Origin of the sequence: Citrifermentans bremense R1, assembly GCF_000426865.1 — a bacterium.
GTDB classification, from domain to species: Bacteria; Desulfobacterota; Desulfuromonadia; order Geobacterales; family Geobacteraceae; genus Geomonas; species Geomonas bremensis.
The window spans coordinates 1-19,662 of sequence record NZ_AUGE01000006.1 but is presented as its reverse complement, the minus strand read 5'-3'; the positions used below and the strand labels follow the sequence as shown (position 1 = coordinate 19,662).

Annotated in this window: 19 protein-coding genes; 6 read left to right on the top strand and 13 right to left on the bottom strand. The window is 62.5% G+C overall.

All coding sequences use genetic code 11. From position 1 onward, the window contains the following. Window positions 1–134: 134 nt before the first annotated feature. The 3 genes from K419_RS0106430 to cysT are packed head-to-tail and all read right to left on the bottom strand — an operon-like array spanning window position 135 to window position 2,941. Window positions 135–1,199, bottom strand: coding sequence for a sulfate/molybdate ABC transporter ATP-binding protein (locus tag K419_RS0106430; RefSeq protein WP_026840863.1), 1,065 nt, complete (start codon window positions 1,197–1,199; stop codon window positions 135–137). A gap of 3 nt (window positions 1,200–1,202) precedes the next feature. Then, entirely contained in the window at window positions 1,203–2,084 is an 882-nt protein-coding gene (gene cysW / locus K419_RS0106425; protein WP_051292899.1) for a sulfate ABC transporter permease subunit CysW, read from the bottom strand. A gap of 26 nt (window positions 2,085–2,110) precedes the next feature. Beyond that, window positions 2,111–2,941, bottom strand: coding sequence for a sulfate ABC transporter permease subunit CysT (gene cysT, locus K419_RS0106420; RefSeq protein WP_026840861.1), 831 nt, complete (start codon window positions 2,939–2,941; stop codon window positions 2,111–2,113). A gap of 417 nt (window positions 2,942–3,358) precedes the next feature. On the opposite strand from cysT, the gene cooS reads away from it, so the two are divergent. Genes cooS through K419_RS0106400 form a run of 4 tightly spaced genes read left to right on the top strand, consistent with a single transcriptional unit; the run spans window position 3,359 to window position 7,888 of the window. Beyond that, window positions 3,359–5,359 carry an anaerobic carbon-monoxide dehydrogenase catalytic subunit gene (gene cooS / locus K419_RS0106415; RefSeq protein ID WP_026840860.1) on the top strand — a complete coding sequence of 667 codons (2,001 nt, stop codon included), beginning with the start codon at window positions 3,359–3,361 and terminating at the stop codon, window positions 5,357–5,359. 14 nt (window positions 5,360–5,373) lie between these two features. Continuing rightward, window positions 5,374–6,333 (top strand): ABC transporter substrate-binding protein, encoded by a 960-nt coding sequence (locus tag K419_RS0106410; protein WP_026840859.1) that lies wholly within the window; start codon window positions 5,374–5,376, stop codon window positions 6,331–6,333. A gap of 2 nt (window positions 6,334–6,335) precedes the next feature. Next, window positions 6,336–7,094, top strand: coding sequence for an ABC transporter permease (locus tag K419_RS0106405; RefSeq protein WP_026840858.1), 759 nt, complete (start codon window positions 6,336–6,338; stop codon window positions 7,092–7,094). Then, complete coding sequence (locus K419_RS0106400) at window positions 7,091–7,888, top strand: ABC transporter ATP-binding protein (RefSeq protein WP_026840857.1); 798 nt, start codon at window positions 7,091–7,093, stop codon at window positions 7,886–7,888. The genes K419_RS0106405 and K419_RS0106400 overlap by 4 nt, the downstream gene beginning before the upstream one ends. Before the next feature lie 63 nt (window positions 7,889–7,951). Here the strand turns inward: K419_RS0106400 and K419_RS0106395 are convergent, their stop codons facing one another. The 10 genes from K419_RS0106395 to K419_RS0106350 form a co-directional block, all read right to left on the bottom strand. Further along, a complete protein-coding gene (locus K419_RS0106395; RefSeq protein WP_026840856.1) occupies window positions 7,952–8,416 on the bottom strand; it encodes a GNAT family N-acetyltransferase in 465 nt (154 codons plus the stop codon). Between the two features lie 90 nt (window positions 8,417–8,506). Further along, window positions 8,507–9,331, bottom strand: coding sequence for a nucleotide-binding protein (locus K419_RS0106390; RefSeq protein WP_026840855.1), 825 nt, complete (start codon window positions 9,329–9,331; stop codon window positions 8,507–8,509). Window positions 9,332–9,344: 13 nt separating this feature from the next. Beyond that, on the bottom strand, window positions 9,345–10,232 hold the full coding sequence (locus K419_RS0106385) for an ABC transporter permease (protein ID WP_026840854.1): 888 nt from the start codon (window positions 10,230–10,232) through the stop codon (window positions 9,345–9,347). Window positions 10,233–10,241: 9 nt separating this feature from the next. After that, window positions 10,242–11,039: an ABC transporter ATP-binding protein gene (locus K419_RS0106380; RefSeq protein WP_026840853.1), complete on the bottom strand. Its 798-nt coding sequence runs from the start codon at window positions 11,037–11,039 to the stop codon at window positions 10,242–10,244. 2 nt (window positions 11,040–11,041) lie between these two features. Further along, the gene (locus tag K419_RS0106375; protein ID WP_026840852.1) at window positions 11,042–12,043 is read right to left on the bottom strand and encodes an ABC transporter substrate-binding protein; all 1,002 of its coding nucleotides are present in this window, start codon (window positions 12,041–12,043) and stop codon (window positions 11,042–11,044) included. 20 nt (window positions 12,044–12,063) lie between these two features. Next, the gene (locus K419_RS0106370; protein WP_035496947.1) at window positions 12,064–13,329 is read right to left on the bottom strand and encodes a radical SAM protein; all 1,266 of its coding nucleotides are present in this window, start codon (window positions 13,327–13,329) and stop codon (window positions 12,064–12,066) included. 101 nt (window positions 13,330–13,430) lie between these two features. After that, window positions 13,431–13,913: a hypothetical protein gene (locus K419_RS0106365; protein ID WP_026840850.1), complete on the bottom strand. Its 483-nt coding sequence runs from the start codon at window positions 13,911–13,913 to the stop codon at window positions 13,431–13,433. A gap of 25 nt (window positions 13,914–13,938) precedes the next feature. After that, window positions 13,939–15,147, bottom strand: a complete 1,209-nt coding sequence (gene metK, locus K419_RS0106360; RefSeq protein ID WP_026840849.1) for a methionine adenosyltransferase — start codon at window positions 15,145–15,147, stop codon at window positions 13,939–13,941. Between the two features lie 223 nt (window positions 15,148–15,370). Beyond that, window positions 15,371–15,526, bottom strand: a complete 156-nt coding sequence (locus tag K419_RS23045; RefSeq protein WP_012530156.1) for a YezD family protein — start codon at window positions 15,524–15,526, stop codon at window positions 15,371–15,373. Window positions 15,527–15,566: 40 nt separating this feature from the next. Continuing rightward, window positions 15,567–16,562, bottom strand: coding sequence for a sulfate ABC transporter substrate-binding protein (locus K419_RS0106350; protein ID WP_026840848.1), 996 nt, complete (start codon window positions 16,560–16,562; stop codon window positions 15,567–15,569). Between the two features lie 784 nt (window positions 16,563–17,346). Between K419_RS0106350 and K419_RS22750 the strand changes: the two genes are divergently transcribed. Together K419_RS22750 and pstC are read left to right on the top strand one after the other, a co-directional pair. Then, complete coding sequence (locus K419_RS22750; protein WP_084154133.1) at window positions 17,347–18,618, top strand: two-component system sensor histidine kinase NtrB; 1,272 nt, start codon at window positions 17,347–17,349, stop codon at window positions 18,616–18,618. 267 nt (window positions 18,619–18,885) lie between these two features. After that, window positions 18,886–19,662 (top strand): phosphate ABC transporter permease subunit PstC (pstC, locus tag K419_RS21680; protein ID WP_035496968.1); only part of this gene is annotated, 777 nt, incomplete at its 3' end.

Below are 19,662 nucleotides of genomic sequence, written 5' to 3'. Positions count from 1 at the left end.
ACCGCTTCAGTGCCGGTACAGATAAAGGACTGCGACGGAATGACGGCGGTAATTGTGACTTACCCGCCTTAAGCCAACTCCTTGCCTAACAGCTTCTGGTACTGCGCCAGGAGCCAGGGGTGCTCGAAACGCGACTAGATCTGGTAGTCGTCCACGAAGACCCGCATCTTGCGGGGGCGGGCGAACACTTGGTCACCTACCTTCAGCCCCAGCTTGTCCGCCTCGTCGCGCGGCAGGTCGACCTCAATAGGACCGCCGTCCGGCAAAGAGAGGTCCACCCGGACCAGCGGCCCCACCGAGAGGAGGTAGCGCACCTCGGCCTTGAGCGCACCTTCGCTCGAATCCCTTTCGATGGCGATGTCGTGCGAACGGACGTAGCCCACGGCAGGCGCGTCGTTGGCCGACGCATTTTCCGGAGACGAGAGCTTGATCCCCCCCATCTGTGCGGTACCCTCGTGCACCCTCCCCTTAAAGAGATTGACGTTGCCAAGAAAGTCGTAAACGAACGGGGTGGCCGGGCGGTCGTAGACCTCGGACGGGGTCCCCTGCTGCTCGATCTGCCCCTGGTTCATGACCACAATCCGGTCGGCGACCTCGAGCGCCTCCTCCTGGTCGTGGGTCACGAAGACGCTGGTGACATGGATCTCGTCGTGCAGGCGCCTAAGCCACCGGCGCAGTTCCACCCTCACCTTGGCGTCAAGCGCGCCGAACGGCTCGTCGAGGAGCAGCACCTGCGGTTCCACGGCAAGTGCCCGGGCCAGCGCGACGCGCTGCCGCTGCCCCCCCGAGAGTTGGCCGGGGTAGCGGTCGGCGAGCTGCTCCAGCTGGATCAGCTTCAGCAGCGAGTGGACCTTGTCCTTTATTTCCTGCTTCCCCGGGCGCTCCTTCTTGGGCTTCACGGTGAGTCCGAAGGCGATGTTGTCGAACACCGTCATGTGCCTGAAAAGGGCGTAGTGCTGGAAAACGAAGCCGACCTGCCGGTCCTTCACCTGGCGGTTGGTGGCCTCCACCCCGTCGAACAGGATCCTGCCGCTGTCGGGGGTTTCCAGCCCTGCGATGATCCGCAGAAGGGAGGTCTTCCCCGACCCGGAGGGGCCTAAAAGCGCCACCAGTTCCCCGGAGGGGACCTTGAGGCTCACGTCGGAGAGTGCGCTAAAGCTGCCGAATGTCTTGCTGACCGCCTCGATATCGATGCTCATGGGCTACCTTTCTTTTTCCGAGACCGTAACGGTCTGTTGCATTTTCCACTCGGCCGCGGTCTTGACGGCGAGGGTCACCAGCGCCAGCAGCGCAAGGAGCGAGGCGACGGCAAAGGCCGCCGCGTAGCTGTATTCGTTGTAGAGGATCTCCACCTGGAGCGGGATGGTGTTGGTCGAGCCGCGCACATGCCCCGACACGACCGAGACGGCGCCGAATTCCCCCATGGCCCTCGCGTTGCAGAGGATCACGCCGTAGAGGATGCCCCACTTGATGTTGGGGAAGGTGACCCGGAAAAAGGTCTGCAGCCCGCTCGCCCCAAGCGTCAGCGCCGCCTCTTCCTCCTCGCGCCCCTGCGCCTCCATGAGAGGGATCAGTTCACGCGCGACGAACGGGAAGGTGACGAAGACGGTGGCGAGGATGATCCCCGGGACCGCGAAGATAATCTTGATGTCGTGGTCCTGCAGCCAGGGGCCGAGCCACCCCTGCAGCCCGAAGATGAGGACGTAGATGAGACCGGACACCACCGGGGAGACCGAGAACGGCAGGTCTATCAGCGTGATCAGGAAGCTCTTGCCGCGGAAGTTGAACTTGGCGATGGCCCAGGAAGCGACGATCCCGAAGAAGAGGTTCAGAGGGACGCAGACCGCGGCCGTAGTCAGGGTGAGGCGGATCGCCGATAGCGTATCCGGTTCCTTGAGTGCTTCGAGGTAGGCCTCCCACCCCTTATCCAGCGCCTGCGCGAAAACCGCCGCCAAAGGGAGCAGCAGGAAGAGAGCCAGGAATATAAGCGCCACCGTCACCAGCAGGTAGCGCACCCACGCGGGCTCCGAGGTGCTCCCCCCTCCCCTTTGGTTGTGTTTTTTCAATACCCTGCCTACCTGCATCTTGCTTCCCTCCCGAAGCTACGCCCCTATTCCGCGAAACGCCTGCTCCACTTCTGCAAAAGGTTGATGCAAAGAAGCATCAGAAACGACACCACGAGCATCACGGTCGAGATGGCGGTAGCGCCCGCGTAATCGTACTGCTCCAGCTTGGTGATGATGAGCAGCGGCGTTATCTCGGAGACCAACGGCATGTTGCCGGCGATGAAGATGATGGAGCCGTACTCCCCCACTGCCCGGGCGAACGCCAGTGCGAACCCGGTCAGTATGGCCGGAAGCATGGTCGGCAGCAGCACCCTGCGGAAGGTCTGCCAGCGGCCGGCTCCCAGGCAGGAGGCCGCCTCCTCGACCTCCTGGTCCAGCTCCTCCAAAACCGGCTGAACCGTGCGGACCACGAAGGGAAGGCCGATGAAGATCATGGCGATGACGATGCCCAGAGGGGTGAAGGCGATCTTGATCCCGCTCGGCTCCAGGTAGCGCCCGAGCCAGCCGTTCGAGGAATAGATGCTTGCCAAGGTGATGCCTGCTACCGCCGTGGGGAGGGCGAAGGGAAGATCGACCAGCGCGTCGATCAGCTTCTTGCCGGGGAAGCGGTAGCGCACCAGCACCCAGGCGACCAGCACGCCGAAGAAGGCGTTGACGACAGCGGCGGCGAGGGAAGCCCCGAAGGTGACGCGGTACGAAGCAAGCACGCGCGGCGCGCTCACGGCAGCGAGGAAGTCGTCCCAGGAAAGGGTCGCGGTCTTGAAGAAGAGTGCGGAAAGGGGGATGAGGACGATGAGGCTCAGGTAGAAGACTGTGTACCCGAGCGCCGGGGTGAAACCGGGTAGTACGTTATTTTTTCTGTTCGACCAGGCCATACCACCCTCCGCTTTTAATTCACCAGATCGGTAGACTTGTGGATAACATCATTTCAGCATTTTTGTCAAGAAAACAAAAATACTTTTTTTGTCTAGTAAGTAGAGTTTAGTATTTGTACCCAGTAAAGGCAGAAATCCACCGCCTCCAGAAGGTGCAATTCGGGAGGGCGACTCCAAGGCTACCAGTTAAAACCATCTCCTTCAACATCCTAATAAATAAGGTTTTTTTAGATTAATAAACTAAACAAAACCGGCTGTCCGTCGCATTAAAAGCAGCAAGGCTTACAAAAACCCCAGGCAACTATTATGACAGTTACTCATGATAGAAAATGTATCATTTTTTGTTGACACGTACCGGGTAGTACTGGTAAAGAAAAGCCGACCCATGATATCAACTTTAATAATAGCGAGCACCACATGACCAAGAAAAACACCTTCCCCAGCAAAGCAGACGTCATGGCATCGACCCCGGACCCGGCGGTTCGGGAGATGCTGCGCCATATGGAAGCAGCCGGTATCGAGACGCCATTCGACCGGTTCGACGCCCAGAAGCCGCATTGCGGATTCGGCCTGAACGGGACCTGCTGCAAGAACTGCCACATGGGCCCCTGCCGCATCACCACCAAGAGCCCCAAGGGTGTTTGCGGCGCCGACGCGCACCTCATCGTCGCCCGCAACATGCTCCGCTGGACCGCAGCCGGCGTCGCCGCACATGGCGCACGCGGCCGTGAAGTGATGCTGGCGCTGAAGGGCGCTGCCGACGGCTCCCTCGACCTGCCGATCCTCGGTCCCGAGAAGGTGATCGCAACGGCGAAATCTTTTGGCATCCACGGCGAGGCAAAGAGCGTCCAGGAGATGGCGGGCGAAATAGCCATGATCCTTTTGGAGGATCTCTGCCGCACCCTCCCCGGCCCTCACAAGACACTGGAAGCTATGGCCCCGGCCGAGCGCATCCAGGTCTGGAAGGACCTCGACATCCTCCCGATTGGCGCCTACCACGAGGTCTTCGAGGCGCTGCACAGAACCGGCACCGGCACCGACGGCGACTGGCGCAATGTGGCGAACCAGATACTGCGCTGCGGCCTCGCCTTTGCCTGGAGCAGCGTGGTCGGCTCGGCCATCGCCATGGACTGCCTCTACGGCCTCCCCAAAAGGAGCCGCGTGAGCACCAACCTGGGCGCCATCACCCTGGACAGCGTCAATATCGCGGTCCACGGCCACTCGCCGGTGCTGGTGGCTGCCATCGTCAAGGCTGCGCGCGGCGAAGCGCTGCTCTCCGAGGCGCGTGCCGCCGGCGCCGGCACCATCAAGCTTTACGGCATCTGCTGCTCCGGACACTCGGCTCTGGCCAAGTTCGGCGACATAACGCCCTTGGCAAACGCGGCAGGCGCGGAACTGACCCTGGCGACGGGCGCCCTGGATCTCTGGGTAGCCGACGTACAGGACGTCTTCCCGGGGATCATGGACGTCGCCGCCTGCTTCCACACCCGGGTGGTCACCACCAGCGACTCCGCCAGGCTTCCGGGCGCAGAGCACATCGCCTTCGACCACCACCACTCGAACCTCGACCAGGCGGACATTCTCGCGGAGCGCATCGTCCGCCGCGGCATCCAGGCCTACGGCGAGCGCCAGGCCGGCAAGGTGTTCGTCCCCAAGGCACGCATGGATGCCGAGGTCGGCTTTTCGGTGGAGAACATCCTGGCGACCTTCGGCGGCGCCGAGCCGTTGCTGGAGCACCTGAAAAGCGGCCGCATCCGCGGCGTGGTGAACCTGGTGGGGTGCAACAACCCGAAGGTGGTGTACGAAGAGGCCATCGTCAGGGTGGCCGAGGAACTGATAGCCCACGACGTGCTGGCGCTCACCAACGGCTGCGCCGCCTTCGCCCTTTTGAAGATGGGGTTCTGCCTCCCCGAAGGGCTGGAAGGAAGCGGACCGGGACTGAACGCCGCACTCGCGCCTCTCAACCTCCCGCCGGTGTGGCACATGGGTGAATGCCTCGACAACGCAAGGGCCTCCGCATTTTTCCGCACCATCTCCGCGGCTTCCGGTGAATCGCTCCCCCGGCTGCCGCTCGCAGTTTCCAGTCCCGAGTGGTCCAACGAGAAAGGTGTCGGGGCGGCCTTAAGCTTCCGCCTGCTGGGGCTCAACTCCTATCACTGCATCACGCCGCCGGTCGCAGGCTCCGACCGGGTCTCCGATTTCTTCTATCAGGACACCCGGGAGACACTCGGCTCAGTAATGGTGGTCGACCAGGACCCGGTCCAGTTGGCCCAGCGCATAGTGGCAGACTTCGATGAGCGGCGGGAGGCCCTGGGTTGGCAGAGTGCAGCCCCTGCGACCAACCGGCGCCTCTCGGCCCTGCAGGCAGAAAAGGCACACCAATTCGCCCACGATCATGGGCACACGCACAGTCACTAGGAGGGAGAGTAGATATGAACAGACGCGAATTTATCAAAACGACCGGCCTCGCGCTGGCCGCGGCGGCGGTACCGGGTTTCGCCTTTGCCGGAGGCGCCAAGGTGAACATCAAGGTAGGCTACCTCCCCCTCACTGACCATCTGCTGATGATCGCCGCCGAGCGGGAGCGGTTCAAGAGCGTCGGCATTCAGCCGGTGAAGTTCTCGTCGTGGCCGGAGATCTCCGAGGCGCTCAAGGTAGGCGCCATCGATGCTGCCTTCCTGCTGACCCCCATCGGGCTGACCATGCGGCAGAAAGGGGTGCCGGTCAAGGTAGTGCTCCTGGGACATCGTAACGGCAGCGCCATCACCGTGAAAAACAGCGGCGACATCAACCGTATCGAGGACTTGAGGGGAAAGACCATCGCCGTTCCGAGCCCGTTTTCCACCCATAACCTGCTGCTGCGCAAGGCGCTGACCGACAAGCACATCGACCCGGCGAAGGAGCTCAAGATCATAGACATGGCGCCCCCCGAGATGGTGAACGCATTGGCGACCGGGCGTATCCAGGGGTACATGGTGGCCGAGCCGTTCGGAGCCCAGGCGGAGGCCCAGAAGGTAGGCAAGGTGCTCATGCTTTCCAAGGACATCTGGCGCGACCACATCTGCTGCGTGCTGAACGTGCGCGAGAGCGTGATAGCGAAGTACCCCGAAGCGGTTCAGGAGATGGTATCGGGCTTCCTGCGCACCGCCTCCTTCATCGAGGCCAACCCGGTGCTGGCGGCGAAGGCTTCCCCGAAGGTGCTCGGGCAGAGGCCGGAGATCGTCGAGCGGGTGCTCACCTCCCCGCGCGACCGCCTGAGCTTCCTGAACCTGGTCCCCAACAAGAAGGATTTCGCGGCCACCCAGGACTACATGCTCAAGTTCGGCGTCGCCAAGCAGAAGGTCGACCTCACCGGGTACCTTGACGACCGCTTCGCACGGAAGGCGGTGTAACGGTGCGTTCCTGGTTGGAAAATTACCTGGTGCCGCTCTTAACCGTGGCGGCGTTCGTCCTTATCTGGCAGGTCGCGGCAAGGCGCTACCCCCCGGAACAGTTCCCCGCCCCTTCCGACGTTGTCCTGGCGATAAAGGAGCTCTCCGATAACGGTGTGCTCTGGACCAACATCGGGATCAGTCTCGCGCGTTTCGCCGCCGCCTACCTCATGGCTGTCGTGGCCGGCATCCCGCTCGGGCTATTCCTGGGGCGCTTCACCCGCTGTCACCGGGCCATCGACCCGCTGATCCAGGTGCTTCGGCCCATCTCCCCGATCGCCTGGTTCCCCCTGGCGGTGCTCTGGTTCGGGATCGGCAACGCCCCGGCGGTGTTCATCATCTTCCTAGCCTCCTTTTACCCCGTGCTCCTGACCACCATAAGCTCGGTGAGAGGGGTGCCGCCGGTCTACCTGAAGGTCTCCACCAACTTCGGCGCCGGCGCTTTCCTGACCTTCGTGCGGGTCATCGTCCCCGCGGCGTTTCCCGGCATCATGGTCGGGCTGCACATCGCGGTCGGCACCGGCTGGATTCACCTCGTGGCCGGCGAGATGCTGGGGGCCCAGTCGGGACTGGGGTTCATGATCGTGGATGCCCGCAATTTCCTGAGAACCGACCAGGTGATGGCCGGCATGCTCCTCGTCGGCCTCTTGGGGCTCGCGATCTACAAGGCTATGAAAACTTTTGAGAAGGCCATAGGACGGCGCTGGGGGGTGGCTGCATGAGTGAAACGCCCGTTAGCAAAATACAGCTTCGCAACGTGGAGAAGCGGTTCAGGTCGGCCCGCGGCGATCAGCAGATAGCCCTGAGCCGGCTCGATTTAGACATCAAGGCAGGTGAGTTCGTTTGCCTGGTGGGACCCAGCGGCTGCGGCAAGACCACGCTCATCAACCTGATGGCGGGGTTCGAGAAGCCGACTTCGGGATCGGTGCTGATCGACGGGGAGCCGGTAACCGCGCCCAACCCGGACCACATCATGATCTTCCAGGATTACGGCCTCTACCCCTGGCGCACCGTGCTCGGCAACGTGCTTTTCGGATTGCAGGCCCGGGGAGTGCCCGCCGCTCAGGCGCGGGAAAAGGCGCTGGCGGCCCTGGAGATGGTCGGCCTGTCCCAGTCCATCGACAAGCACCCGCACGAGCTTTCCGGCGGGATGAAGCAGCGCGCCTCCATCGCCCGGGCACTAGCAGTAGAGCCGAGCGTCCTCTTCATGGACGAGCCGTTCGCGGCGCTCGACGCCTTCACCCGGCTGCACCTGCAGGACGAGCTGCTCAGGATCTGGACGGAGACGAAACCGACCGTCGTCTTCGTCACCCACGACCTCGACGAGGCGATTGCCCTGGGCCAGCGCGTGGTGCTGATGGCGCCGCAGCCGGGGCGGATCCAGAAGATCCTCGAAGTGAAGCTGCCGCACCCGCGGGAGAGGACCGAGCAGGAATTCGCCACCTTCAGGAAGCGGCTCTTCACCGAGTTCCACCTGGTGCACCAGCAGGCCGCCGCGGTCGAGTACCAGATCTAAATCCGGCACTCCGCTTGTCTCCCCTCCCCCAAAGGGGGAGGGGACCCTAGGTTCCCTCAATTTTCATGTTGCCGCCCGCCCCTTCTTCTCCATGAACACCACCGCCACGCTCCCAGGCACTTCCTTCCGCTCGTAAACCCGATAGCCCAACCGCTCGTAGAGGCGGATGTTGGCGACACTCTTCTCCCCAGTGAATAGCAGGTAGCTGTCGGCGTCCGCGAACTTCGCCTCGATTGCCGTCAGAAGCTGCGTTCCTTTCCCCCTTCCCTGCAGGTCCGGACGCACCATGAGCCGGCCGATAAGACAATGCCCCTTGCTCATCCGGCCGTTGACGGAGCCCACGATGCTCCCCTCTCGCACCGCCTTCAGGATCGTGTTGCGGCCAAAGCTCTGGGCCAGTTCCTCCAGGGTCTGCGTCAGCGGAGGAATTGAGAGGTCCCCGTAGAGTTCCCCCTCGCTCAGGTAGGCGGCCTTCTGCAGCGCGAGGATTTCGGCCGCATCCTCGGGTGTTGCCGGTTCGATATTCATTGGAGTCTCGCACGGATTGAATTATGAGGATCTGCCAAGGAGGTACTTTGATAACTGCAGGAAGTCAACTATTTTAATCACTCGCGCCCGCTAGATTCCGAGTCCATCCTTAACCACCCCCGTCTCCAACTCGGTGATGATGTCCCCCCACTTCTGCGACCAACCGGAGAGCGCGTCCCGACCGAGGGGTTTCGGGCGGCGGGACTCCACCCCCTTGACCAGGTCCCGGGCCAGTTTCCGGTAGGCGTAGGAGACGTGGGAAAAGGGGGCCGACTGCAGCAGCGTCTGGCTGTAGAAGTCGCTCACCGAGACCATGATGGAGCGTGGGACGGTGGCCGAAATGACGGCTCCCGTCTGACTGGCGAAGTCGGAGACTATCGCCTCGTACAGCGGCCCGGAGAGGTTGTTGGCCACCACTCCGCCGAACCGGCACTCGGCGGAGGCCACGGTGTTGAGCCAGGCGAAGATGTCGTTCACCGCCTGCAGCGCGCACTTGTCCGCCGAAGTCACGGCCAGGAGGCGGGATACCCCGTCGATTCCCGGCGGGAGCGTGAAGCTCCCTGCCGGCTCCCAGGCGGTGTCGTGCACCACGTACTCCGGGTCGTAGTCGGCGACCAGCCGATGGGTGAGGATCTCGCCCCCGGTCGCGGCTCCGGACTTAAGCGCCGCCCCCGCTTCCAGGCAGAGAGCGCCCGCGTGTCCCAGCGCCTGGAGCGGCGCATCCTCGCCCTGCCATCCCGGCAGCGGGGTCAGTTCGCTTCCGCCGCACAGGATGCCGGTCGAACTCCAGCGGCTGTCGTATCCGATGAGGAGCACCCGCTTCCCCTTCTCCGCCAGGGCGGCGCTCAGATTGGCCGCGGTGGTCGACTTGCCGACCCCGCTCTTGCCTGCGATAACCAGATGTTCCACAGCCATGGCGCACCTCCTTTCAGTGCTTCATTCCCCAGCGTAGTACCGTCCGTCGCTCGATCTCAGCGAAGAGCAGGTTCTCGACGGCCAGCCCGATCAGGATAATGGTCAATAGCCCCGCGAAGACCGAGGCGGTCTCCAGCTGGTTCTTGTTTTCGTAGATGAACCACCCGATCCCGCCGGAGCCGGAGCTTACCCCGTAGACTAGCTCGGCGGCGATGAGCGAGCGCCAGCCGAAGGCCCAGCCGATCTTAAATCCGGTGAGGAGCTGCGGAAACGCGGCTGGGAAGAGGATGCGCCAGGCGAAGCGCCAGCCGGTGAGCCCGTAATTGCGCCCGACCATCCGGATGGTGGGGGTGATGCCGGTGAACCCCGTGTGGGCGTTCAGCGCCATGGGCCAGAGCACCGCGTGCACCAGCACGAAGACAATGCTCGCCTGCCCCAGCCCGAACCAGATCAGCGAGACCGGGAGAAGCGCGATGGGGGGGAGCGGGTTGAAGGTCGCGGTCAGTATCTCCATTAGGTCGTTGCCGAGCCTGGTGCTGTAGGCCGCCACCGCGAGAAGCGCGGCGAGTGTGGCGCCGATGGCGTATCCCGTCACCAGCGTCCGTAGCGAATGCCCCACCCGCCTCAGGAGCTCCCCGTGCAGGATGCCGTTCCAAAGCGCGGCGAGCGTATCGTCCAGGGTCGGAAAGAGCAGCGGCTTGTCGAGCGTGACGGCGTAAACCTGCCAGAGCGCGAGGAGCAGGGAAAGAAGGAGCAGCTTGCGGAGCGCCGCCAGGTTCCAGAGCCTCTCGGCTGGGGAGAGCGGTCGCGCCGATTCGACCTCGACCACGACTGGGCCGGGGGCGCGCTGCGCCAGGACCTGAGCTGCGGACGCGAGAGCTATTGTGTCTGACTGTTCCATGTTCTCCCCCTAGATCGAATAGTCGCAGGCAGTCTCGAAAAGGGAGCGGTGGATCCGCTCCTGCAGCTCGGCCCCGCTTTGCACCGGCTCCAGTCCCCCCTTCCCGTCCAGGGCGAGCACCTCCTTGACCCGCCCCGGGTGGGGCGAGAGGAGGATGACGCGATGGCCCAGCCGGACCGCTTCGTCGATGGAATGGGTGACGAAGAGCATGGCGAAGGGGCTTTCCTGCCACAACTCCAGGAGCTCGTCCTGCATCTGCTGCCGGGTAAGCGCGTCGAGTGCCGCGAACGGCTCGTCCATCAGGATCAGCTCCGGGCGGGTCGCCAGGCAGCGGGCGATGGCGACCCGCTGTTTCATCCCTCCCGAGAGGGTGTGCGGATAGGCGTCAGCGAAGCGGGAAAGCTTCACCTTGGCGATGAAATGGAGCGCCTGCTCCTCCGCCTCGCGGCGGGGGACGCCCCTCCCCTCCTGCAGGGCGAAGGCTACGTTTTGCTTCACCGTTTTCCAGGGGAGGAGCTGGTCGAACTCCTGGAACACCATCCCCCGGTCCGGCCCGGGGCCGTGCACCTGCTTGCCGCGGAACTGCACCTCCCCCTCGACCGGCTTCAGGTAACCGCCGACCGCCTTCAAAAGCGTCGACTTGCCGCAGCCGGAAGGGCCCAGGAGCACCAGGCGCTCGCCGGCCCAGGCATCGAAATCGACCCTCCAGGTGGCGGTCACCCGTTGCTCGCGCGTGGTGTACTGCAGGGTCACCCCGCGCACCTCCAGAAGGGGCGCCTCCGCCGATGTCCCTTTAGAGCTCGCCATGGCTAGCTCCCTTTCTTGCCGTGGATCTCGGGGAAGAAGAGGTCCTTCCACCCCTTGGGCTTTTCTTTCAGCGACCCGGTCCGGTTCATGAAATCGGCGAAGGCCGAGACCTTAAGCGGCGTCGTCGTGTAATGCACCGGCTGGCGGGAGAGTATCTCGTAGACCTCGCTGACGGGCTCCTTGGAGCCGGAGGCCTTCAAGTAGAGCTCCGCCGCCGCACGCTTGTTCTTTCCGATGTAGGCGACCGCTTCGTTCAGCGCGGCGAGCACCGCGCGGTAGATCTTCGGGTTCTCGTCGTGGAACTTCTTGGTGGCCCAAACCAGATCGAAGGTATGCGGCCCGCCGAGTACGTCGTAGGAGTTGACCACGGTCCGCACCCGCTTGTCCTTCAGCTCCTGGAACATGAAGGGGGGGCTCGCCAGGTGCCCGGTGACCTCGGATCTGCCGGAGAGGATGGCGGCCATGGCGTCAGGGTGCTTCATGGAGACGGTGAGGCGGTCCAGCCTGTCGTACTCGTCCGCTCCGAATGCCTTGGCCGCGGCCATCTGCAGCAGCACGGCCTGGATCGAGACCTTCACCGCGGGAAGCGCGATCTTGTCCTTGTCGGAAAGATCCTTCACCCCCTTCACCGACGGGTTGACGGAGTTCAGGTAGATCGGGATGGTGTCGAGGGCAGCCACCCCCCTCACCTCGCCCCGGCTCTTGCCCCAGATGGTGAGCATGGGGGCGACGCCCCCCGAGGCGTAATCTATGGAGCCGGAGAGGAGTGCGTCGTTCATCGCCGCTCCCGAGCCGAGCGTCGCGTAGCTCGCCTTCAGCTGGCCTAGCCCGGCCGCCTTCGCATGTTTTTCCACCAGCTTCTGCTGCTCCATGACGATGAGCGGCAGATAGCTCAGGCCGTACTGCTTGGCGAAACGCACCTCCTTGACTTCGGCCCGCGCGACGGATGCGGTGAAAAGGGCAAGAAGCAAGAGGAGTGCGATTGTGATGCGTGATCTCTTCATGGTGATCCTCCTTTGAACCTTTAGAAGTTGTGCAGCCGCGACAGGTCGCTGTCGGGATGGTTGCCGCAGCGGCGATAATCGTCGAAGCCGATGGGGAGCCGGTATTTCCCCCTCAACCCGTGCAGCCCGGCCGCGAGCCGCACGTAATATTCGAGAGAGGCGTTTTTCTGGTCCCCGATCGCGGTTCCGGGGCGCGGCGACCAGACGATGTAGACCGTGCTCACCCCCTGGCTGGCCAGGTCCTCTGCCTCTTCCAGGGTTCGGGCCAGCGCCTCGTCCTCATTTTTGTAGCCTCCGGGGCTCGTCAGTTCGACTCCGGCGACAAGCCCGGTGTTCACGCGGCCGGGGCCGAAGATGTCCACCGCGCGGACCAGCCGCCGTTTCCACTCCTTGTATCCGATATACTCCGCCTTCCCCGGGCAGTGCCGGTTGAAAAGCTCCTCCCCCAGCACCTCGATGTCCGCGGTGTAGCTCGTGAGCGGGGTCTCGCGGTACAGGCGCTCAAGCTGGCCGTCGTCGAATGCGGTCCCGATCAGCTGGCTCGGGATATTGGGGACGCTGAAGAGCTCCCCCACCCGTTGCAGGATCTCGATGTAGTAGTCCACCTCGTCGTCGAAGGCCCGTTTCCCGGCCACGTTCGAGCCTGCGGTGAGAAAGAGCGCGGCGTAGCGTCCCGGCTCCAGCAGCGCCTCACGCACCACCTCCTTGACCTCGAGCGGATCCAGGCGCGCCGGGATGCCGAGTTCCTCCTTCCCCTTCTTCATCTGGGTCACGATGTCGCAAAAGCTGCAGCCGTTGCCGTTGTTCCAGAAGGTGCAGTAGCGGTAGGGAAAGATGTTGAGCCGCTGCGGGCGCGCGCTGACCACGTTCTGCATCAGCGTCCCCGAAGAGGAGGTCTTGTCGTAGAAGTCGGGGCGGGGCCAGTAATCCACCTCCTCGACCGGTTCGCCGTCCTCGAAGAGAAAGGGTCTTCCCTCGTGGAGGTCGACCAGGTACGGGTCCAGCTCCAGCGGCGTCGGCGTGGTGATGATGGAGGAGCCGTCGCGCAGAAGGAACGATTCGGGGCGCGCCGCTATTTTGCCGTCGCGGGCGCCGAAGATGTGGGTGCCGGTGGTGGCGTGAAGCTCCAGGTCGAGCGCGCCCAGGGCCGCCTCGCTGTAGTGCACGCCGCGCCGCTGCACGTCCGCCTTCAGGATGACCAGCGGCGGGATGTCCGGGTACTTCTCGGTCACCTCCGCGCGGCTTAGCGGCCGTTTTTCTTTTATTGCCAGATTAAGATTAGCCATGGTGGTCCTCGTCTTTGTGGTGCTTGACTGTATCCCCCTCCCCTTGCGGAGGGGGGGCTAGTATCCCGCATATCTCAGGAAGACCCAGGGGGGGCCGCGGCTCAGGCGGCCGGAGCAGCGGGTTTGACCAGCCGGTCCAGGTGGTCGAAGAAGGGGAACCTAGACCTCTCCTCCGCGCTGCGGGCAGCGTAGCTGCCGTCGATCACCTCTTGCGGCTCGATGATCCAGACGGCCGCGACGTCCACGTCACCGAGGAGCGAGCGAATCTCCTGGTAGTGCTTCCTGAAGAGCGGCCCCGAGATGTGGGTCTTCACCGGTTTCCCCTTCACCTGGAAACTCCGCCCACCCGCTCCGCTCACGATGACCGAAACGCTCTTGCCGAACCAGATGCTCCGCACCAGGTTCCGGTTGCTGCGCGAGGACTCCAAAAGTTCGGTGTAGACCAACCGCCCCGCGACGTCGACGTAAAGCGACTGCTTGACGGCCAGATGCGGAACGCCGTCCTCGTCCACGGTGGCCAGCACCTTGGTCGCGGCGGGATCGTTCAGTAGCTCGATCAGGTCTCCGGGTATCGCTGTTGCCATGATGTCCCTCCTTCTGGAACCTCTATCAGTTGGTTGCCGCGCCGCGAGCCGCATCGCGCAAGACCTGCGCCTTGTCGGTCCGCTCCCACGGAAGATCGAGATCGGGCCTCCCGAAATGGCCGTAGGCTGCGGTCTGGCGGTAGATGGGGCGCTTGAGCCCCAGCTCTTCTATGATCGCCGCCGGCCTCAGGTCGAAATGGCTGGAGATGAGCCCCGCAAGTTCCTCGTTGCCGAGGGCGCCGGTCCCGAAGCTGTCGACGAAGATGGATACCGGGTGGGCGACGCCGATAGCGTAGGCGATCTGCACCTCCACCTTTTTGGCGAGCCCGGCGGCGACGAGATTTTTGGCGACGTAGCGGGCGGCATAGGCGCCGGAGCGGTCGACCTTGGTGGAGTCCTTGCCGGAGAAGGCTCCTCCTCCGTGGCGGGAGAAACCACCGTAGCTGTCCACGATGATCTTCCTGCCGGTGAGCCCGGCGTCGCCGTGCGGGCCGCCGATGACGAAACGGCCGGTAGGGTTCACGAAGATGCGGGTCTTCTCGTCCAAGAGCGAATCCGGCACGACCTTCCCGATCACCTTGGCGATAAGGTCCTTGCGGATCTGTTCGAGCTCGACCTCGGGGTCGTGCTGTGCGGAGATGACCACCGTGTCGACCCGTACCGGAGTGTCCCCCCGATACTCGACCGTCACCTGGGTCTTGCCGTCGGGACGCAGGTAGGGAATGTCGCCGGACTTGCGCGCTTCGGTGAGTCGGCGGGCGAGCTTGTGCGCCAGCGCGATGCTGGTAGGGAGGTACTCGGGCGTCTCGTCGGTGGCGAAGCCGAATACCATCCCCTGGTCTCCGGCACCTACCGAGTCGAGGTAGCCGTCGTGATCGCTACCCTTGCGCTGCTCCAGCGCCACGTCGACCCCTTGGGCGATGTCGGCGGACTGCTGGTCGAGAGAGACCAGCACCGCGGCGTGCTCCGCGTCTATCCCCAGTTTCGTGTCGGTGTAGCCGACCTGGGCGATGGTGTCGCGGGCGATGCGGGCAAAGTTGACGCGCGCCTGGCTGGAGACCTCGCCGAAGAGGAGCACGAGTCCGGTAGTCACGCTGGTCTCGCAGGCCACGCGGGAGTCGGGATCCTGCGCCAGCAGGGCGTCGAGAACGGCATCGGAAATCTGGTCCGCCAGCTTGTCGGGATGCCCCTCTGTGACGGATTCGGAGGTGAATAAAAAGCGCTGCTCGGACATGGTCGCTTCTCCTTTTGTCTCGGCTGCCGGTAAAAAAAGAGGCCAGGCATAACCGTAGGTAAACGGTTACAGCCTGGCCTCCAGTTTGTCTGGTCAGCTCGACGGGTAACGATTATCGAAAATTTTTTAAAGCCGGCTGTACCGTAAAAGTCCCCCCTCCCGTCAAGGGAGGGGGAGAGCGGAGGCCGATTGTATTTAGTGCAGGACTAAATCCTGACATGGCCTAGATCCTGATCTTTTCGTTTTTGTCCAGTTGGATGACCTTGCCATCCTGTATGACGAGGGTCACCGTCCCGAAACGGATGTCTCCGAGAGCCAGGCGGATCTTTTGCTCGAGATCGCTGTTCCACTTTCCCGCTTGTTCGGGTGTCGTCGCCATGCCCCCTCCAGGAACCTGCATCAACCGGGTTGTCTCCGGGCTACTTTCCGCCGGAGTAGATCTGATCGAAAACGCCGCCGTCGGCGAAGTGGGTCTTCTGGGCCTTGCGCCAGCCTCCGAAGTTGCCGTCAATGGTGACGAGCTTCACTTTGGGGAACACCTTGGCGTACTTGGCGGCAACCTTCTTGTCGCGCGGGCGGTAGTAATGCCTTGCGGCGATCTCCTGGCCTTCCGGGGAGTAGAGGTATTTCAGGTACTCCTCGGCAAGCTTGCGGGTCCCTTTCCTGTCGACCACCTTGTCGACCACGGTCACCGGCGGCTCGGCGAGGATGCTGAGCGAAGGGACGACGATCTCGAATTTGTCCCTGCCCAGCTCGTTGACCGCGAGGAATGCCTCGTTTTCCCAGGCGAGGAGCACATCCCCCTGGCCGCGCTGCACGAAGGTCGTGGTGGAACCGCGGGCGCCGGAATCGAGCACCGGCACATGCTTGAAGAGCTCGGCGACAAACGCCTTGGCCTTTGCTTCGTTGCCCCCCTTTTGCTTCAGGGCATAGCCCCATGCGGCAAGGTAGTTCCAGCGCGCACCGCCGGAGGTCTTCGGGTTCGGGGTGATCACCGAGACGCCCGGCTTCACCAGATCGTTCCAATCCTTGATCTTCTTGGGATTTCCCTTGCGCACCAGGAAGACGATGGTCGAGGTGTAGGGAGAGCTGTTGTTGGGGAGTCTTTTCTGCCAGTTGGCCGGGATCAGCTTCGCCTTGTCGCTGATCTCGTCGATGTCGTAGGCCAAAGCCAGGGTGACGACGTCCGCTTCCAGGCCGTCGATGACTGCCCTCGCCTGCTTTCCGGAGCCGCCGTGGGACTGCTTGAAGGTCGCCTTTTGCCCCGACTTCCTGGCAAAGGCATTGTTGAAGTCCTGGTACAGCTCCCGGGTCGGGTCGTAGGAGACGTTGAGGAATTCCTGGGCGGCGAAGGCTGTCAGTGGCAAGGCCGCCACCAACAGGGTGAGTAATGCGGTGCGAATCTGCTGTTTCATGAAGCTCCCCCCTTTCATGTTTAATCCACCGACAAGATAGACTAATGAGATAAAAAAAAGCACCTTTGTCATTCCGGATAGCTACTGTCCTGCTGAGCAAAGATGCGACAGCACATCGTTTATTCTCTATAGTGTCGGTAGGCTACTAAACCACAGCGCACATGTCAACAGTTTTTTTGCATCATCAAATAAATTCTACAGCAATAAGGTCGTAGTTTAGTCGCAATACGCTGCACGGTCTGGTTCCCCTCGGCCTGCATCTTCCTTCCCAAAGGAAGGCCGTATTACCAGTTCATCATGCTCCTTTTGGTTACCGAAAATCCGCAGCGGCACAACGCTCCGCCCCTAAAGCACGCGGGGCTGTCTGGTCGTAGGAAGGGAATGTTTTGTGGCATGCGGCGCAGGAAACTTCCTTCTCTTCCATTTTCACCCAAGGCGTCACGTTCTTCGTGTCGCACCAATCGCAGTACCAAAGGTAACGATCTCCAACCGGCATTAACTCCATAATTTTTTCTCCTCTGTCTCTCTTTTTTGTGGCGAGATTAGTCTCTGAATGTTGCAGGCGTGTGGCGATCAGGTGAATTCGTGCAAACAATTCGTGCGCTCTATGCCAATTGCCGAATTCCCCGAACCGCCTCTGCCCAAGCCGCGATCAGAGCCCAAACATTCACGCCGCTGTAACACAACCGCAAAATTGCCCCTTTATGCTGCAGTCATGAGTTTCCGAAACCAGTGCTAACCTTTGGCCGCAGCCAAGGCGCAAGCGGCAAAGAGGAGGAGAAGCATGAGCCAACAACAGCTGGCGGCTGATCGGGGCCTCGCCCTGCAACCTCCGCCTGGATTCGAACCGGAAGACGCGACAATGTCTATCCGGCAGTTGCGCACTTTTGCCAAACTATCCGAAAACCTTAACGGTGCTGAGGCGGCCAACCAGGTTTTGTCAGCCACCATCGAGCATACCCACGACGGCATCATGGCGGTGGACGGAAACGGGGAGATAGTCGCGTGCAACCGGCGTTTCCTGGAGATGTGGGGCATAGGTAACGATGCCATTCCCTGCGGGAATTCCGACAAGTTGCTCCTGTCGCTCTTGGGTCAGGTACGCGACCCGGTGCTGTTCTTCGAGAACTTCAGCGAGATGCAGTGGCAGCCGAATCGGGAGAGCTACGACGTAGTGGAACTGAACGACGGCAGGTGTTTCGAGCGCTTTTCCAGGCCGCACTACCTGGATTGGAAGACGGCCGTGCGGGTGTGGACCTTTCACGACATCACCGAACTGAAAAAGATGGAGAGCCAGCTGCTGCACGCGCAGAAAATGGAGGCAATAGGGACGCTCGCCGGCGGCATCGCCCACGACTTCAACAACATCATGACCGCCGTAATCGGGTACACGGAACTGCTCATGACCGAATTGTCCCCTCCGGCGCCATACCGAGGATTTCTTGAGAACATCAACACCGCCACTCATCGCGCCATCACGGTGGTGAAGAACCTGCTGGTCTATTCGAGGCAGGAGCCCATGCAGACAACCAGGATCCACGGCAACGACCTGGTCGAAGGTATCTTCGTGCTTTTGACAAGGCTTGCGGGGCCGGGCATCGAGCTGGCATGGGAGCCCGCCCCCGACACTCTACCGATACTGGTGGACCAGGCACAGATGGAGCAGGTACTGGTAAACCTGACCGCCAACGCCAGGGACGCTATGCCCCAAGGGGGAACGCTCACCATAACTGTCGACGCTGTAGATCTCGCCGCCCACGAGGTTCAGGCGTACGACCACACCCGGCCGGGGCCCCATGTGCGCATCGCCGTTTCCGATACCGGCTCCGGGATCGACCAGGAGACGCAGAGCAGGATCTTCGAGCCTTTCTTCACCACAAAGGAGGCGGGCAACGGGACCGGACTGGGGCTTTCCATCAGTTACGGCATCGTCAAGCGCCATGGGGGCTTCATCCGCGTCGCCAGCGAAAACGGCAAGGGGACCACGTTCTCCATATTGCTTCCAAAAGCCGAAGCTCCCGTCCATCGACACAAACAACCTTCCCCGTTGAATTAGATGGTCCCGGCAATAGTCGCCCCCCCTCTCCCGCCCCCCTGCCAGTCACGCCAATCGCGCCGGTCACGAACGTTGCCGGATTTTTCCAGCAAGCATCGCCGGTTCAGGAAGATTTAGCCAAACTGTAACGGGCCTGTAACATTCGTGGCGCATGTTAGGGCGCATGCAATGAACGAGCAACGCGGAGACGGCGACAACTCTCCGCCTGATCCGTAGCCGACGAGGTCCCCTGGAATGGAGTGCGTCGGCCGCTCCCGGAGGCTAAGTTTGGAAACCGAATTACCCAGTTCCTGTTACACAGACGCAACGGAGACGACCGTGCAATCGGCAAGGAAAAAACACGAACCGGCACAGGCCAAGAAGCTGAACGGAGACGCCGTCTTCCGTTACCTGACCACCTGTTTCGCCTTCAGCATCATCCTGATCCTGGCGCTCATGCTTTACGAGATGACCGGCGAGAGCATGCCCGCCATCAAGGCCTTCGGCTGGCAGTTCGTGAAGTCGACGGAGTGGGACGCGGTCCAGGGGATCTTCGGCGCCCTCCCCTACCTCTACGGCTCTGTGGTTTCCTCGGTCTTGGCGCTCGCCCTCGCCACCCCGCTGAGCATAGGCGCGGCCCTCTTCATCACGGAAATAGCGCCGGCGCGCGTAGGCGCCCTGGTCGCCCCCCTGGTGGAGCTGCTGGCGGCGATTCCCTCGGTCATCTACGGCCTTTGGGGGGTGCTGGTGATGGCGCCCTGGCTCCAGTCCACGGTCCAGCCCTTCCTCATCGAGCACTTCGGCTTCATCCCGCTCTTCCAGGGCGCCCCCTACGGCGTCAGCATGCTGGCCGCCATCTTCATCCTGATGATCATGGTGGTGCCGATCATCACCTCCATCACCCGCGAGGTGCTGCTCGCCGTGCCGCAGAGCCAGAAGGAAGCGGCGATCGCGCTCGGCGCGACCCGCTGGGAGACGATTAAGATCGCCATCCTCCCCTACGGCAAATCAGGCATCCTGGGGGCCTCGATCCTCGGCCTCGGCCGGGCCATCGGCGAGACCATG

Coding starts and splice junctions, on each gene's coding strand:
- K419_RS0106430 (WP_026840863.1), bottom strand. CDS start 1,199: ATGAGCATCGATATCGAGGCGGTCAGCAAGACATTCGGCAGCTTTAGC.
- cysW (WP_051292899.1), bottom strand. CDS start 2,084: ATGCAGGTAGGCAGGGTATTGAAAAAACACAACCAAAGGGGAGGGGGG.
- cysT (WP_026840861.1), bottom strand. CDS start 2,941: ATGGCCTGGTCGAACAGAAAAAATAACGTACTACCCGGTTTCACCCCG.
- cooS (WP_026840860.1), top strand. CDS start 3,359: ATGACCAAGAAAAACACCTTCCCCAGCAAAGCAGACGTCATGGCATCG.
- K419_RS0106410 (WP_026840859.1), top strand. CDS start 5,374: ATGAACAGACGCGAATTTATCAAAACGACCGGCCTCGCGCTGGCCGCG.
- K419_RS0106400 (WP_026840857.1), top strand. CDS start 7,091: ATGAGTGAAACGCCCGTTAGCAAAATACAGCTTCGCAACGTGGAGAAG.
- K419_RS0106395 (WP_026840856.1), bottom strand. CDS start 8,416: ATGAATATCGAACCGGCAACACCCGAGGATGCGGCCGAAATCCTCGCG.
- K419_RS0106390 (WP_026840855.1), bottom strand. CDS start 9,331: ATGGCTGTGGAACATCTGGTTATCGCAGGCAAGAGCGGGGTCGGCAAG.
- K419_RS0106385 (WP_026840854.1), bottom strand. CDS start 10,232: ATGGAACAGTCAGACACAATAGCTCTCGCGTCCGCAGCTCAGGTCCTG.
- K419_RS0106380 (WP_026840853.1), bottom strand. CDS start 11,039: ATGGCGAGCTCTAAAGGGACATCGGCGGAGGCGCCCCTTCTGGAGGTG.
- K419_RS0106375 (WP_026840852.1), bottom strand. CDS start 12,043: ATGAAGAGATCACGCATCACAATCGCACTCCTCTTGCTTCTTGCCCTT.
- K419_RS0106370 (WP_035496947.1), bottom strand. CDS start 13,329: ATGGCTAATCTTAATCTGGCAATAAAAGAAAAACGGCCGCTAAGCCGC.
- K419_RS0106365 (WP_026840850.1), bottom strand. CDS start 13,913: ATGGCAACAGCGATACCCGGAGACCTGATCGAGCTACTGAACGATCCC.
- metK (WP_026840849.1), bottom strand. CDS start 15,147: ATGTCCGAGCAGCGCTTTTTATTCACCTCCGAATCCGTCACAGAGGGG.
- K419_RS23045 (WP_012530156.1), bottom strand. CDS start 15,526: ATGGCGACGACACCCGAACAAGCGGGAAAGTGGAACAGCGATCTCGAG.
- K419_RS0106350 (WP_026840848.1), bottom strand. CDS start 16,562: ATGAAACAGCAGATTCGCACCGCATTACTCACCCTGTTGGTGGCGGCC.
- K419_RS22750 (WP_084154133.1), top strand. CDS start 17,347: ATGAGCCAACAACAGCTGGCGGCTGATCGGGGCCTCGCCCTGCAACCT.